This is a genomic window from Vibrio sp. 2304 (assembly GCF_033339475.1).
GTDB lineage: Bacteria > Pseudomonadota > Gammaproteobacteria > Enterobacterales > Vibrionaceae > Vibrio > Vibrio alginolyticus.
The window spans coordinates 13,053-27,379 of record NZ_JAWOUQ010000021.1 but is presented as its reverse complement, the minus strand read 5'-3'; the positions used below and the strand labels follow the sequence as shown (position 1 = coordinate 27,379).

Below are 14,327 nucleotides of genomic sequence, written 5' to 3'. Positions count from 1 at the left end.
AGAGATCCTTGACGGGGGTGTCTGCGTTGACGTTTAAACTGATATCGCGCTTAAACTAAAGTCGCGATCGCTTTATCCAGTTTCGCCAAGCCTTCTTCAATTTCTTGTTGTGTGATAACGAGTGATGGTGTGAAACGTACGACATTGGCACCCGCAACCAATACCATGAGACCTTGTTTACCTGCAGCAACCAGCACGTCACGCGCACGGCCTTGCCATTCTTCATTTAGTGCAGCGCCAAGTAATAGGCCTTGACCGCGCACTTCTGAGAAGATGTTGTACTTCGCGTTGATCTTCTCTAGACCTTCACGGAACATTGCTTCGCGTTCTAGCACACCAGCCAACACCTCGGGCTTAGTAACTTCATTTACAACCGCTTCTGCAACCGCACACGCTAGTGGGTTACCGCCATATGTAGAACCGTGAGTGCCCACTTTCATGTGCTCTGCCAATTTTGCTGTCGTTAGCATTGCACCGATTGGGAAACCGCCACCAAGTGATTTCGCAGTACTTAGAATATCTGGCGTGATACCTAAACCTTGGTAAGCGTAGAAGTTACCTGTACGGCCATTACCAGTTTGCACTTCATCGAAGATCAGTAAGGCGTTGTGTTTGTCACACAGCTCGCGAACCGCTTGAGCGAACTCAGGCGTTGGTGGCACGATGCCGCCTTCACCTTGTAGTGGCTCCATCATGACCGCACAAGTACGATCAGACATGTGCGCTTGTAAAGCTTCGATATCGTTGTAAGGAAGGTGTGTCACGTCGCCTGGCTTAGGACCGAAGCCGTCAGAGTATGCCGCTTGGCCACCAACCGTTACGGTAAAGAATGTACGACCGTGGAAACCTTGTTTGAATGCAATGATTTCAGATTTCTCAGTGCCATAAACGTCTGCTGCATAACGACGTGCCAGCTTCAAAGCGGCTTCGTTTGCTTCTGCGCCAGAGTTAGCAAAGAACACACGCTCAGCAAAACTCACTTCTGTTAGCTTTTTCGCCAGACGAAGGGCTGGTTCGTTCGTCATAACGTTACTTAAGTGCCAAAGCTTGTTAGCTTGCTCTGTTAGTGCGTTTACCATTACTGGATGACAATGGCCAAGACAGCTCACTGCAATACCACCAGCAAAGTCGATGTATTCATTACCTTCCTGATCCCAAACACGTGAACCTTCACCTTTAACAGGGATCATTTCCATCGGGTTATAGCAAGGTACCATTACCTCATCGAATAAACCGCGCTCTACTTTAATTTCCGTTGTCATTGCACATTCCTTCTTGATACCGCATGCGTAGCAGATAAGCGAATTTAACCGGCTCTCTTTGCCAGCAAATAATGTTTTGCATTTAAGCTATTGCGGCATTGTATTTACATTTAATTAACCATTTCAATAGTGATTTATTCTTTTCGTTCTCGAAAGCAACTTCCATTAATCACTGCTTATGACTATTTATGCATCAAGAAAGTAAAATAGAGAAGTGATTTTTTATAAATGTTATGTAATACAGGGGATAGAAGGTTTAAAAAGACATGAATAGACAAAGAGACTCGAGAGAATCGCATAGTTTTGCAATCCGCTCACCTCAGCAAAAAGATGAATGATTTGTTAAGAAAAGTGATCGCGATCAGATCGCTTTGCGTGCTAAAAAGTTCGCAAGCAACTCGTGACCTTGCTCAGTTTTGATTGATTCTGGGTGGAACTGCACCGCATCAATTGGCAAGGCTTTATGTTGGTAACCCATTATTTCATCCATGCTTCCGTCCGGCAGTTCTGTCCATGCAGTCAGTTCAAACACGTCGGGTAAAGTACCGTTTTTCACCACAAGAGAGTGATAACGGGTTACCGTGAGTGGGTTATTCAGATTTTTAAACACACTACGACCGTTATGACGAATCGGTGAGGTCTTACCGTGCATCACTTGTCGTGCACGTACCACTTCACCCCCAAACACTTGCGCTATCGCTTGATGGCCAAGGCAAACACCCAATATTGGAAGCTTACCAGCGAAGTGTTCTATCGCTTTCAGTGAAATACCTGCTTCGTTCGGCGTACATGGCCCTGGCGAGATCACCAAATGAGTTGGGTTGAGCGCCTCAATGCCTTGGATATTGATTTCATCGTTACGCACCACCTTTACGTCTGCACCAAGCTCGCAGAAGTATTGGTAAAGGTTGTAGGTAAAAGAGTCGTAGTTATCGATGATCAACAACATAAAGGGTCGGTTGCTCCAATCCGTTTTGGCAATGCTTACGTAGTGAATCGCCACGTTCGTGACAATCAAGGGCGGTATTTTGCTATACCAAGCAAGAAAGGCAAGTTTTTGCTGAATAAAAAGGCCAGCATAGGCTGGCCTTTGGTCTTTACAGTTATTTAGGAACTGTTTGTCAGGAAGTAAATTCGCTTAGCGGCGACGACGGAATAAGCCGAGACCTAGCAGCGCAAATAGCGCGCCAAAACCAAACGAACCACCATCTGAATCCTTCGACCCTTCTGTTCCAGTTTCAGTTTGCGTCATTGAAACATCACGAACAGAGCTAAACTTCACGATATTACCTGTCGAGTCAGTCACTTTCTCTTCTAACTGATAATTACCTTGCTCCGGCGTTTGTTCAAACTCAATATTCACGCTACGCGCATCAATATCAGCTTGAACTAAAGTTTGGCTAGCCGAGTAAGCTTTCGTATCGGTGCTTGCCGCAGCCGCTTGTGTGGATGGCGTTAAGTTCACCGTAACAATATCGCCCACAACCGCCGTTGGTGGTAAACGGACATCGACGGCTAAGTTGTCACCTGCTTTCGGTAAATCGATGTCATCATCTGGTAAATCAATCGCGATGATCACTGGATCGTGGTCAGAGGCAGAGAACGCATCTTTGTACTTCGGCATATCACCTGTGTACTTGCTGCTGTATTCGAACAAGTTACTCTCTAGTGAGTTGATGTGCCAATCTTCAATTGCTACCACTTTTTGCGCTAGGCTACTGCTTGCCAATGCGTGGTCCAAATTACCCAGCTCGCCCGAATAGGTGTAAGAAAACGTATCAGTGCCGTGCAGCAACGTGTTTAAGTTGTGCAGACCGTAACCTTTTTCAATTTTGGTCTTCTCTACTTGAAGTTCACCATCACCAATGGTTGTGTAAGCAGCAGTATAAATGTCACGGCCGTATTTCTCTTTCGAGTAATCAGTCAGTGTCAGAAGTGGGTCTTCCATGCCATAAGCATTGAGGTCGCCCATGAGCAATACATCGCCTTTCACCTCTTTCAACGCTTCACCCACTGCGTGCGCAGCAGAAACGCGGAAGTTGTTACAGTTGCCTTGCAGATCCGCTGGCTCAGAATCTTCTACACCGGCAATCCACTCTTCAATACACTCAGAGCCTTTCGACTTAAAGTGGTTTACGACAATAGACAAATCTTCACCCGTCTCTTTCACCGTAAAGGTCTGAAGTAGACTGTGGCGTTGGTACTTATCGTAAGCAGGGTTACTTTCTGTGCCCTCTTTACGAGTAATTGTGTTTTCTGCAATGTGCTGCTCTGGCGTGATGATCACTTTTGCAGCGTCTTTTGGCGTTACTGCGTTAGCACGATATAAAATCGCCACCATGATCGCATCACTGCCAAAGTATTCGTCTTGGTATTTGTCTTGCTCTTCGATTTCGACATACGTGTAATGATCTTCAGCGTCATCAATCTCAGCATTTAGGGCATCAACTAAGTTTTGGATAGCACTGCCATCACCAAAGCCGTTGTTTTCCACTTCCATCAAACCAATAACGTCTGCGTCCATCTTGTTCATCGCCGCAACGATTTTCGCTTGCTGGATCAGGAATTCGTCTAGATTAGTCGCACCGCGGTTTTGTCCGGTTGGGTTTTCATGACCACTGTCAGCCACGGAGTTGAAGTAGTTCAGTACGTTGAAGCTTGCAATACGCAAATCTGAGTCCGCAATCGCTGGGGCATCTTTACGAGCCACATCGAAGCCTTCACCTGAAGTCACAAAGTTGGTGTTATTGACTTCATTCGTCGCAATCAGGCGGTATTCGTTGTAGCTGTAAGCCACGACACCCTGTAGACCTTCTACTCGAGAACCAAGGCGAATGTGCTGCTCTGAAGAGCCATCTTGATCTGCATCTTTAGCAAAATCTGGGTAGTATGGGATTTGGCCGTTTGGTGCTTTGCCATCTGATTCTAGGTATACGCGGTTCGCTGCGTTGTCTTTTGCTAGCTCAACGGCTGCATCGCTCTCTGCCGCGTGTAATTGAGTCGGCTTTAACAATGGCGCTTCATGAGAGAGCATCATATTGTTACGACGTGAATCGTAGTCGTAAGAGAAGTTTCGAGTTACAAACAAGTCACTTGCCGAGGTCAACTCAACTTGCATGCCTTCATGACGCTCTAGCGCATCACGTAGTGTCTCACCTTCTTTGATAACAAGATCGGTAACTCGAGGGGTTTCAGAAGTGCCTGTTTTCACATAGCTGTTAGCATCAGAAGCAAGCTGAGTATTGCTGTAATACTCTTGAACTTTACCTTTCACACAAACAACGTCACCAGCTTTCAGCGCCGTGTCTGCCGCGTCAGTATGAATGAACAAGCCTTCTGAGGTCTTGTCGTTGTTGTCACTTTCTAGTGCTTGTAGGTAGAAACCTTTGGTTAAGCCTGTAGTAACAGCAGTCACGACACCCGTTACGAAATGATCTTCGTCAGTAATGTATGGGTAACCATCAATGAATGGAGACGTATCGCCTTCACCTTGAATATCTTGGATGGTAGTGAAGTTAGGTTGCTGACCGTCGACTTCACAAGCGAATGGTGCTGGTGGCTCAGTCGCATTCAGCTCACCAAGGCCGTCAATGTTGTCTTTCTCAAATGCCGTCCACTGAGATGCATCATAAGTAGCAGAAGGGGTTAGTGCATCACTGTTACGAACCAATGTGGTGTCTTTACCAAAATCTACGTCACCCATCACACCGATGATGTCGTGCACTTCACCATCTTTAAGCAACGCGATCGGGTCGTCACCATTAAAGTTCGCAACGCTTTTATCTGTGATATCCGCGATAGCTTTGATGGCATCGCTCGCGTCACCATGCGCCAGTACATACACTTGGTTAGCTTGTAGCGTCACTTGGCTAAGGTCGAATGTGCTGCCCCAAGTACCACCACCGTTTGATGATTTCGCCAACTCGTAGCCAGTGAGTGTCACCGCAGTATCACCCGTATTAGCGATCTCTACCGCTTTATTATAAGCGCCGCCTTCTACGTATTGGGAAATAATAATCTCTGCGTTCGCGTTTGCACTAAGTGCACTGGCGATGGTTAATGCGAGTATTGAGGGTTTGATTAACGTGTCCATTGTCATACCTGATATTTATGTAAATGCAAACTTAGCTCTGGTTAGAGCCTGCCATTTGCGTCTACTATCAGGTTTATTTATGAAATAAATAAGAATGAGTAATTAAAGCCGTGAAATGAATCACATGTGAATATAAGAAAATATGCCAGAGCATCCCATTCAAACATTTTTTGTAATAAATACAGAGCGCTATTGATAAACAAGTCAGAATTTAGATTGATTACTCAGTTTACTTTTTCACTTCATGTTAAGGAGTAGAAAATACATCACTTGTTGAGTTGCTTATTAACCCAACCGTTCCGTTACAAATAAAAAATATAATTAGTCACTAATTTAGAATGCTTTAATTTTCACTTGTATCACTGTTCAAGCCCAAGAATCTATTACTCGCTTCGTTCTCTCTTATACAGGCCCCTCATACTTCAAAGTTTTCATGATTTATTCAATAACTTTTCATTACTCACTAGCCAAAAACATACACAAAAGATATAACACCTGCGCGAGACAATAAGATCTCATTAGCTGTAAACCCAGGAACGACAAATGAAAAAAATTCAACGCAGTGTGCTAGCTCTCTCCCTACTTGGCTTGATAGCGGGGTGTCAGTTGACCGCCAGTGAGCCACTTCAACCTACGGCGAATCAAGACATCATCGAATCAGCCAAAAATGAACTGGATGGTATTGAAGAGCTAGAAGTCAGTGACGAGGGTGTTATTACCTTTACTCAGCGTCTAAGAACGCCAGGAACCTACTGGATTCCAGCGAGAATTAAAGAACTCAGCTACGATATATCATGCGTACAGCTTAGTTACTTCATTGATAGAGGCATGGTTGTGAAGTCTGCCTTTCTAGGGGCTCGAGGACGTGTTGAATATTACGACATGGAACGCTGTATGAAAGACACACCATTTCAGTAATACAGGCATAAAAAAAGCTCCACCAAAGTGGAGCTTTTTCGTATTCGTTCTTAGCAACTATGGGCGAGCTACAAAACCTACTGCTTCGTATGCTTTCTTAAGCGTTTCAGCCGCTCGTGCCGATGCTTTCTCAGCGCCTTGCTGCATTACCTCGTCCATGTAAGCACGATCAGCGCGAATACGGTGATATTCTGCTTGAATTGGCTCAAGCATTGCTACAACTGCCTCACCAACATCTTTCTTAAATGGGCCATACATTTCTACGCCTTGGTACTTCGCTTCAATCTCTTCAAAGCTCATGCCTGTCGCCGCGGAGTACAGACCCATTAGGTTAGCAATGCCCGCCTTGTTCTCGATATCATGACGGATACTTGGTGGCGTTTCGGTATCGGTTTGCGCTTTGTTGATCTTCTTAAGGATCGACTTAGGCTCTTCCAGCAGCGTGATAACGTTCTTACGGTTGTCATCAGATTTAGACATCTTCTTCGTTGCGTCTTGAAGGCTCATTACACGCGCATTTACTGTCGGAATGTAAGGCTCTGGAACTTGGAAGATTGGCTGCTCTGGCGAGTAAATATTGTTGAAACGCGTTGCGATATCGCGCGCTAATTCTAGATGTTGCTTCTGGTCACTGCCTACAGGTACTTGGTGTGCACCGTAAAGCAAAATGTCAGCCGCCATCAACACCGGGTAGTCAAATAGACCGACGTTTACGTCATTCGCGTAACGTGCCGATTTGTCTTTAAACTGAGTCATACGGCTCAGCTCACCCATTTGAGTGTAGCAGTTAAGAAGCCAACCTAATTGAGCATGCTCTGGTACATGTGACTGAACAAATAGCGTGCTCTTCTTCGGGTCAACACCAACTGCCAGACAAATTGCCAGTGCGTCTAGAGTTGCTTCATGCAGCGCTTTAGGGTCCTGACGAACCGTAATCGCGTGAAGGTCTACCACACAATATTGGCAATCATAATCGTCTTGCATCTGCTGCCATTGACGTAGAGCACCCAAGTAGTTACCGATACTTAGTTCACCTGAAGGTTGAACACCACTCAATACAATGGGTTTGCTCATTAGAATGATTCCTTTGACTTCTTAATCTAATTAAATGAAAAAAACCGTGCAGTAATAGGTGCACGGTTTACTCAGTGTACTCATTAACGAGTATTTTGGAAGCTCTTTTGTAGCCGTTATGCAGAAACCGCTACAACGTCCAATAATTCTGCCAAACTGTCAGCGACGAAATCTGGATTTGATGCTGAAATAGGTTCACCGTGGTTGTAACCATATGTCAGACCAAATGAGGCACAGCCTGCATTCTTTGCTGCGAGAATGTCGTTTTTCGAGTCGCCAACCATCAGCATTTCACTTGGTTGGATTTGGTGCTTTTCCATTAGCCAGTTCAATGCTACTGGGTTTGGTTTTTTCTCTGGGAATGCATCACCGCCAAGGACATCAACGAAGTATTTTGCGATGTCGTGCTTTTCCAAAACGTCAGGCACAAACTTTGAAGGTTTGTTAGTCACCAACGCCATAACAAAGCCCGCTTTGTGCAGCTCTGCTAGTGTCTCTTTTACCGTTGGGTATAGGTGACTGAGCTTGTGACCACTTTGCTCGTAGTAATCATCAAACAATACACGCGCTTTAGCACGAAGCTCTTCACTCAGCTCTGGGTTGATGGTCAGGCTTTGGCTTAATGAGCGACCAATAAGCACGTCTGCGCCGTTACCCACGTAATCACGAACTTGTTCTTCTGAAACCGATGGAAAGCCAAGCGCCTGTACTGCTTGGTCTGCCGCGACAGCTAGATCTGGCACGCTATCAAGCAAAGTACCATCTAGATCGAAGGCGATGAATTTAATGTCTTGTTGAGTCATAACTTCCCTGAGGATTTTTATTTATAAATCGGTGAAAACGACAAAGGATGGCACCCCATCCTTTGTTTTTATCATTATGTCTGATTCTACAGTAACTGTTTGTTTCGTCGTTACTTTGCAGCAATACGCTGACGCACTGCCTCAAACAAACAGATGCCGGATGCCACAGATACGTTCAAGCTTGAAACGCTACCAGCCATTGGGATCTTAATCAAATCGTCGCAGGTTTCACGAGTAAGACGACGCATACCGTCACCTTCTGCTCCCATTACGATAGCAAGGGGTCCAGTCAGTTTGGCTTGGTAGATGTCGTGCGTTGCTTCACCCGCAGTACCAACAAACCAGATGCCTTTCTCTTGCAATGTACGCATAGTACGAGCCAAGTTAGTCACTCGGATCAATGGTACGACTTCAGCTGCACCACAAGCGACTTTACTTACCGTCGCATTCATTGGCGCAGAACGATCTTTCGGTACGATGATCGCCGCAGCACCTGCCGCATCTGCGTTACGTAAACACGCACCAAGATTGTGTGGATCGGTCACGCCGTCTAACACTAAGAGCAGTGGTGATTCGTGCTTTGCAAGGATGTCATCAATATCGTTCTCATTCAGCTGCTTCGCTGGTTTCACACGAGCGATGATGCCTTGGTGATTTGCACCGCGTGCTTTGTCATCCAAGGTTTTACGTGTCATCTGCTGAATAGAAACACCACAAACCTGAAGATCATTTAGGATTGGCATTAGGCGATCATCTTGACGACCTTTTAAAACGTACGCCTCGATAAAACGCTCTGGTTCGCGCTCCAATACCGCCTTCACTGCGTGAATGCCGTAGATAAATTCGTTACTCATTGTTTAACCTGTTGTTCTGGTCGTATTGCCTGCGCCAACCGAGTTTGAACTAAGTTGGCGCTTCAACCTACTGCGCTTCTTTTTTAGTGCGCTTGGTTTTCTTCGGCTTACTGTGCGGCTTCTTTTTACGTGCTTTTTTCACTTTAGGCTTCTCGTTGCCTTCGGCGTCACCACGTTTTGGGCCATTACGCTTACTCGTTGCGCCCGTTTCTTCTGGGCGTTTAGTTGGCTCTATCGCAGGAACTGCACGAGCCGCGCCACCTTCTTTCGATGAAGAGCGAGTCGCAGCGCGTTTTTTATCTTTCGCTTTGCGTTTTGCTTCCGCTGCGCGTTTCTTCGCAGTCTTACCTTCGCCGCGTAGCTTACGACTTGTTTCGACCAATTCAAAGTCAATTTGCTTATCATCGAGGTTAACAGCCAGTACTTTTACTTTTACTGCATCACCTAAGCGGTAGATGTTACCGAAACTTTCACCAATAAGTCGTTGACCAATCGGGTCAAATTGATAGTAGTCGTTCGCAAGGGTAGAAATATGCACCAAACCATCGATGTGCAAATCCGTTAAACGTACAAAGAAGCCAAAGCTAGTGACATTAGCAATAACACCGTCTAGTTCGTCACCGACGTGGTCTTGCATATATTCACACTTCAGCCAATCCGCAACATCACGTGTTGCATCATCAGCACGGCGCTCTGTCATCGAACATTGTTCGCCGTAAAAATCCATGTCGTCAAACGAGTAATGATAGCCACCTGTTGGTGTCCAGCGATCTTGATTACGACCTTCTTCTTTAGCAATCAGATACTTGATTGCACGGTGAAGTAACAAGTCAGGGTAACGACGAATTGGCGACGTAAAGTGCGCATAGCGTTTCAATGCCAACCCAAAGTGCCCCGCGTTATCTGCGTTGTATACCGCTTGCTTCATTGAGCGTAGCAGCATGGTCTGAATCAACTCTTGATCTTGACGCCCGGAGATTTGACGTGCGAGATCAGCATAGTCCGTTGGTGAAGGCTCTAAACCACCTTTTAGCTCAAGACCAAGTTCACTTAAGAAGTCACGGAAACCTTGCAGGCGTAATTCACCTGGAGATTCGTGGATACGATAAAGCGCGGGCTCTTTCGCTTTTTCTACCAGCGATGCCGAAGCAATGTTGGCTAAAATCATACATTCTTCGATGATCTTATGCGCGTCATTACGAATTACTGGCTCAATACTTTCGATTTTTCGTTCCGCATTGAAAATAAATTTGGTTTCAACGGTTTCAAATTCGATTGCACCGCGTTGATCTCGTGCTTCTTTCAGCACTTTGTACATCTTGTGCAACTCTTCTAGATGAGAAACAAGCGGCTGGTAGCGCTCACGTAGTTCTTCATCCCCTTCTAGAATCGCGCTCACTTTGCTATATGTGAGACGAGCGTGCGAGTTCATCACCGCCTCGTAATGCTTGTAACCAGACAGCTTACCTGTATCGGAAATGGTCATTTCGCACACCATACACAAGCGATCTACTTGCGGGTTAAGCGAACATAGACCGTTCGACAGTACTTCTGGCAACATCGGCACAACTTGCGACGGGAAATATACTGAGTTACCACGATTGATCGCTTCTTTGTCCAACGCAGAGTCAGGACGAACGTAGTAACTGACGTCAGCAATCGCTACCCATAAACGCCAACCACCTTCTTTGTTCTTTTCACAGTAAACGGCATCATCAAAGTCTCGTGCGTCTTCGCCGTCAATGGTCACTAGTGGCAAATCACGTAGATCCACACGACCAACTTTCGCTTCTTCTGGTACTTCTTCGCCTAAGTTTTCGATTTGTTTATCGACGGCTTCTGGCCATTCGTGAGGGATTTGGTGTGTACGAATCGCAATTTGTGTTTCCATACCTGGTGCCATATTTTCACCAAGGACTTCAACCACTTTACCCATCATGCCGCGTGAGCGTGAGCCACGATCAGTAATTTCAATTACGACTACGTTACCCATGCGTGCACCCGCTTTGTGCTCATTTGGGATCAGGATATCTTGGCTGATACGCGAGTCATCTGGGACAACATAGGAGTATCCATATTCAAGGAAGAAACGACCAACGATTTGATCATTGCGCTCCTCTAGCACACGCACCAAACGTCCTTCACGGCGGCCGCGCTTGCTGTTGTCTGTCGGTTGCACTAAGACAAAATCACCGTGGATGATGTTCTTCATCTGATGGTGCGGTAACAGAATATCATCATCCTTGCCGACGCTGCCTTCTGGACGTACCCAACCATGGCCATCACGATGACCAATCACGTAACCTTTCACCATTTCAAGTTTTTCAGGCAATGCATAGCACTGACGGCGGGTAAACACCAGTTGGCCATCTCGCTCCATCGCACGTAGCCGACGACGCAACCCTTCGTATTGCTCTTCGCCCTCAAGCTTTAGTGCCTCAAACAAGTCGTTACGATTCATTGGAACGCCCGCTTGCTCTAGAAACTCGATGATAAACTCTCGGCTTGGAATTGGATTTTCGTAATTTTTGGATTCACGATCTGCAAAAGGATCGTTTGGAATATTGTCTGACATAGGCACGCCTATCTAGCAAGGAAGGTATATGGCTAGTATATCTGAGTCTCTCGATAAGCTACAGAATTGCTTTGAAAAAAGAATGATCGAGATCGACTCTAGGCATGCAAATGAGTTAAGGACGAGCCAGCAAGATCAAAAGTTCAGAATTGTCACTGAGCAAGGATTCAATCGTGCAGTCATCCAACTCCGCCAGGAAGGCACTTTTTGCTTTCGCCAATTTATCTTTGAGGCGGCAAGCAGGGGTAATATGGCAAAAATCCACACCACAGTTGACTAAATCTAACGGCTCTAAATCGCGCACAACACCACCGACTGTGATTTCAGACGCTGGCTTCATCAGCCGGATACCACCGTTTTTTCCGCGCACGGTATGGACATAACCCAACTGCCCTAACCGATTGATAACTTTAACCATATGGTTGCGTGACACACCAAATAAATCCGTCACTTCGGTAATGCTGGTTAACTCATCTTCCGGCAACGAAGCCAAGAAAATTAAGGTTCTCAACGCATAATCAGTGAAACTAGTTAACTGCATATTCTCTCCCAAAGTGCGACTCAATAGCCCGCTGGTGATGCTAAAACCCCAAACTTGAGCTATCGATAAAAGTGTAAATCTTTTCTTGATCGAAAGATACATTTGAGATACAACTTTAAACATGCATTATAAATACAACTTAAAGTAGGAAGCCCTTATGCTCAGCAATCAAACTATCGAGATCGTCAAAGCGACCGCACCACTCATCGCCGAAACAGGACCAAAACTGACCGCGCACTTTTACGAGCGTATGTTTACTCATAACCCTGAGTTGAAAGATATTTTTAACATGAGTAACCAGCGTAACGGCGATCAGCGTGAAGCATTATTCAACGCTATCTGTGCCTATGCTGCCAATATTGAAAATTTGCCAGCTCTGCTTGGCGCAGTAGAGAAAATTGCGCATAAGCACACGAGCTTTTTGATCACAGAAGATCAGTACCAAATCGTTGGTAAACATTTACTTGCGACAATCGATGAGCTTTTTAATCCAGGTCAAGAAGTGTTGGATGCTTGGGCTGAGGCTTACGGCGTACTTGCGAATGTATTTATTCAGCGCGAAGAACAAATTTACCAACAAAATGAAGCTTTGGAAGGCGGCTGGCGCGGTCTACGCGAATTTGAATTAGTCGATAGAAAGATTGAGAGCGAACACATTTGCAGCTTTGTATTCAAGCCAACCGATGGCCAAAAAGTGGCGTCGTATAAACCGGGGCAATACCTTGGCATCTACATCAACAGTGACCAGTTAGAAAACCAAGAAATTCGCCAATATAGCCTGTCTTCTGCGGTCCAAGAGAACACCTACCGTATCTCGGTAAAACGTGAAGAAGGTGGAAAAGTATCGAACTACCTGCACGATAACCTGAACATTGGCGAAAAAGTGCAGCTTGCGGCCCCTGCCGGTGATTTCTTTATGGATGCCGAACCACAAACACCCGTTGTTCTAATATCTGCTGGTGTGGGACTTACTCCAACGCTGTCAATGCTAGAAAGTCTCTCAGCACATCAAGCACCTGTAACTTGGGTTCATGCAACAGAAAATGGCCAACAGCATGCTTTCAAGCAACACGTAAACCAACTCGTTGCAGAAAAAGAAAATATGAACGCGCTCATTTGGTATAACCAACCAACGGCAGAAGACAAACTAGGTGAAGACTTCCACTTCACGGGCTTTGTCAATCTGCATGAAATTGAAGCTGCATTAAAGCAAGATAACGTGCAGGTGTACTTCTGTGGCCCTGTAGGATTTATGCAGCACATAGCGAAACAGCTATTAGAACTTGGCGTACCAGAAGAGCAATTCCATTACGAATGCTTCGGTCCACACAAAGTGGTTTAAGCGCTATCAGCTATCGGGAAAACAACAAAGCCCACGTGACGTGGGCTTTGTTGTATGAAGTAGTTTGCAATATTGAAGCGTTACCAAAAGGTGTCTCGCCGTTTAGCTCGAGCAATAACGTTTTGTGGCATGCGCTGTTCAAGGCCGTTTCTCAATACAGTTATGCGCTTATGCTGCCGCTTATCTGCTGTGACAGAGTTATATAACCAACGATACGCATCTTCGTAATCGAGTGGACTGCCATAATCACGTAAAAGCAACTCGGCCAGATGAATACGCGCGTTTAGGTTTCCCATTGACGCAGCTTCTCGCAAATATGGAATTGCACGTTCTTTATCTTGCTGTACTAAAGTGCCACGCGAATAGTATCGGCCAATCTGCTCTAGTGCAGCTGGTAACCCCTGATGCGCTGCATTTTCGATGTAGTAAAGACCCAGTTCGACATCTTGCCCGACACACACCCCCCAAGCCAACATATCTCCGTACAGAAATTCATAAGCGGGTAAGTTAATTCGAGTCGCACGAGCTACGATATCCTCCACCAGCTGGCAGTTATCAGCGCGCACACGTTGTAAGTGCTTATTTTGCTCAATAAGCTTTATCAGCTCTGCTTCGGTATAGATCGGAACTGGTGCCCCCACATCAGCAACATTAGCTTTCACTGTGGTAGCAACCAAGGTCAACAACAGTGAAGCAGCCACTGTTCGTAACTTCATAAACGTACCCTTAAGGTATCTAAGAAACCAAAGATCGGTGAAGGATCTCCTCTGCTTGATAACCTTATCGGCAAAAAACAGCTAAGCTTTAGACAATTTTTGCCTCTGATTTAGGCTCAGCGGCAAAAGCTTGCCATATGAGAGTCACG

Annotated in this window: 11 protein-coding genes; 2 read left to right on the top strand and 9 right to left on the bottom strand. The window is 45.7% G+C overall.

The window, feature by feature from the left end:
• Nucleotides 1-50: 50 nt before the first annotated feature.
• The 3 genes from R7P64_RS22975 to R7P64_RS22965 form a co-directional block, all read right to left on the bottom strand.
• Nucleotides 51-1,262 carry an aspartate aminotransferase family protein gene (locus tag R7P64_RS22975; protein WP_213973474.1) on the bottom strand — a complete coding sequence of 404 codons (1,212 nt, stop codon included), beginning with the start codon at nucleotides 1,260-1,262 and terminating at the stop codon, nucleotides 51-53.
• Between the two features lie 361 nt (nucleotides 1,263-1,623).
• Nucleotides 1,624-2,211 carry an aminodeoxychorismate/anthranilate synthase component II gene (locus R7P64_RS22970; protein ID WP_213973489.1) on the bottom strand — a complete coding sequence of 196 codons (588 nt, stop codon included), beginning with the start codon at nucleotides 2,209-2,211 and terminating at the stop codon, nucleotides 1,624-1,626.
• Nucleotides 2,212-2,400: 189 nt separating this feature from the next.
• Nucleotides 2,401-5,355, bottom strand: a complete 2,955-nt coding sequence (locus R7P64_RS22965) for an ExeM/NucH family extracellular endonuclease (protein WP_062730815.1) — start codon at nucleotides 5,353-5,355, stop codon at nucleotides 2,401-2,403.
• Nucleotides 5,356-5,898: 543 nt separating this feature from the next.
• On the opposite strand from R7P64_RS22965, the gene R7P64_RS22960 reads away from it, so the two are divergent.
• Nucleotides 5,899-6,273: a hypothetical protein gene (locus tag R7P64_RS22960; protein ID WP_005381401.1), complete on the top strand. Its 375-nt coding sequence runs from the start codon at nucleotides 5,899-5,901 to the stop codon at nucleotides 6,271-6,273.
• A 57-nt stretch (nucleotides 6,274-6,330) separates the two neighbouring features.
• On the opposite strand, the gene trpS is transcribed toward R7P64_RS22960, so the two are convergent.
• The 5 genes from trpS to nsrR form a co-directional block, all read right to left on the bottom strand.
• The gene (trpS, locus tag R7P64_RS22955; protein WP_005381398.1) at nucleotides 6,331-7,347 is read right to left on the bottom strand and encodes a tryptophan--tRNA ligase; all 1,017 of its coding nucleotides are present in this window, start codon (nucleotides 7,345-7,347) and stop codon (nucleotides 6,331-6,333) included.
• 116 nt (nucleotides 7,348-7,463) lie between these two features.
• A complete protein-coding gene (locus tag R7P64_RS22950; protein ID WP_005382834.1) occupies nucleotides 7,464-8,150 on the bottom strand; it encodes a phosphoglycolate phosphatase in 687 nt (228 codons plus the stop codon).
• Nucleotides 8,151-8,260: 110 nt separating this feature from the next.
• Complete coding sequence (gene rlmB / locus R7P64_RS22945) at nucleotides 8,261-9,004, bottom strand: 23S rRNA (guanosine(2251)-2'-O)-methyltransferase RlmB (protein ID WP_047103967.1); 744 nt, start codon at nucleotides 9,002-9,004, stop codon at nucleotides 8,261-8,263.
• A 67-nt stretch (nucleotides 9,005-9,071) separates the two neighbouring features.
• The gene (gene rnr, locus R7P64_RS22940; protein ID WP_017821742.1) at nucleotides 9,072-11,579 is read right to left on the bottom strand and encodes a ribonuclease R; all 2,508 of its coding nucleotides are present in this window, start codon (nucleotides 11,577-11,579) and stop codon (nucleotides 9,072-9,074) included.
• 115 nt (nucleotides 11,580-11,694) lie between these two features.
• Nucleotides 11,695-12,120, bottom strand: a complete 426-nt coding sequence (nsrR, locus tag R7P64_RS22935; protein ID WP_005381392.1) for a nitric oxide-sensing transcriptional repressor NsrR — start codon at nucleotides 12,118-12,120, stop codon at nucleotides 11,695-11,697.
• Between the two features lie 157 nt (nucleotides 12,121-12,277).
• On the opposite strand from nsrR, the gene hmpA reads away from it, so the two are divergent.
• The gene (hmpA, locus tag R7P64_RS22930; protein ID WP_170894094.1) at nucleotides 12,278-13,462 is read left to right on the top strand and encodes an NO-inducible flavohemoprotein; all 1,185 of its coding nucleotides are present in this window, start codon (nucleotides 12,278-12,280) and stop codon (nucleotides 13,460-13,462) included.
• 80 nt (nucleotides 13,463-13,542) lie between these two features.
• On the opposite strand, the gene motX is transcribed toward hmpA, so the two are convergent.
• Nucleotides 13,543-14,178: a flagellar protein MotX gene (motX, locus tag R7P64_RS22925; RefSeq protein WP_262654004.1), complete on the bottom strand. Its 636-nt coding sequence runs from the start codon at nucleotides 14,176-14,178 to the stop codon at nucleotides 13,543-13,545.
• Between the last annotated feature and the right edge of the window lie 149 nt (nucleotides 14,179-14,327).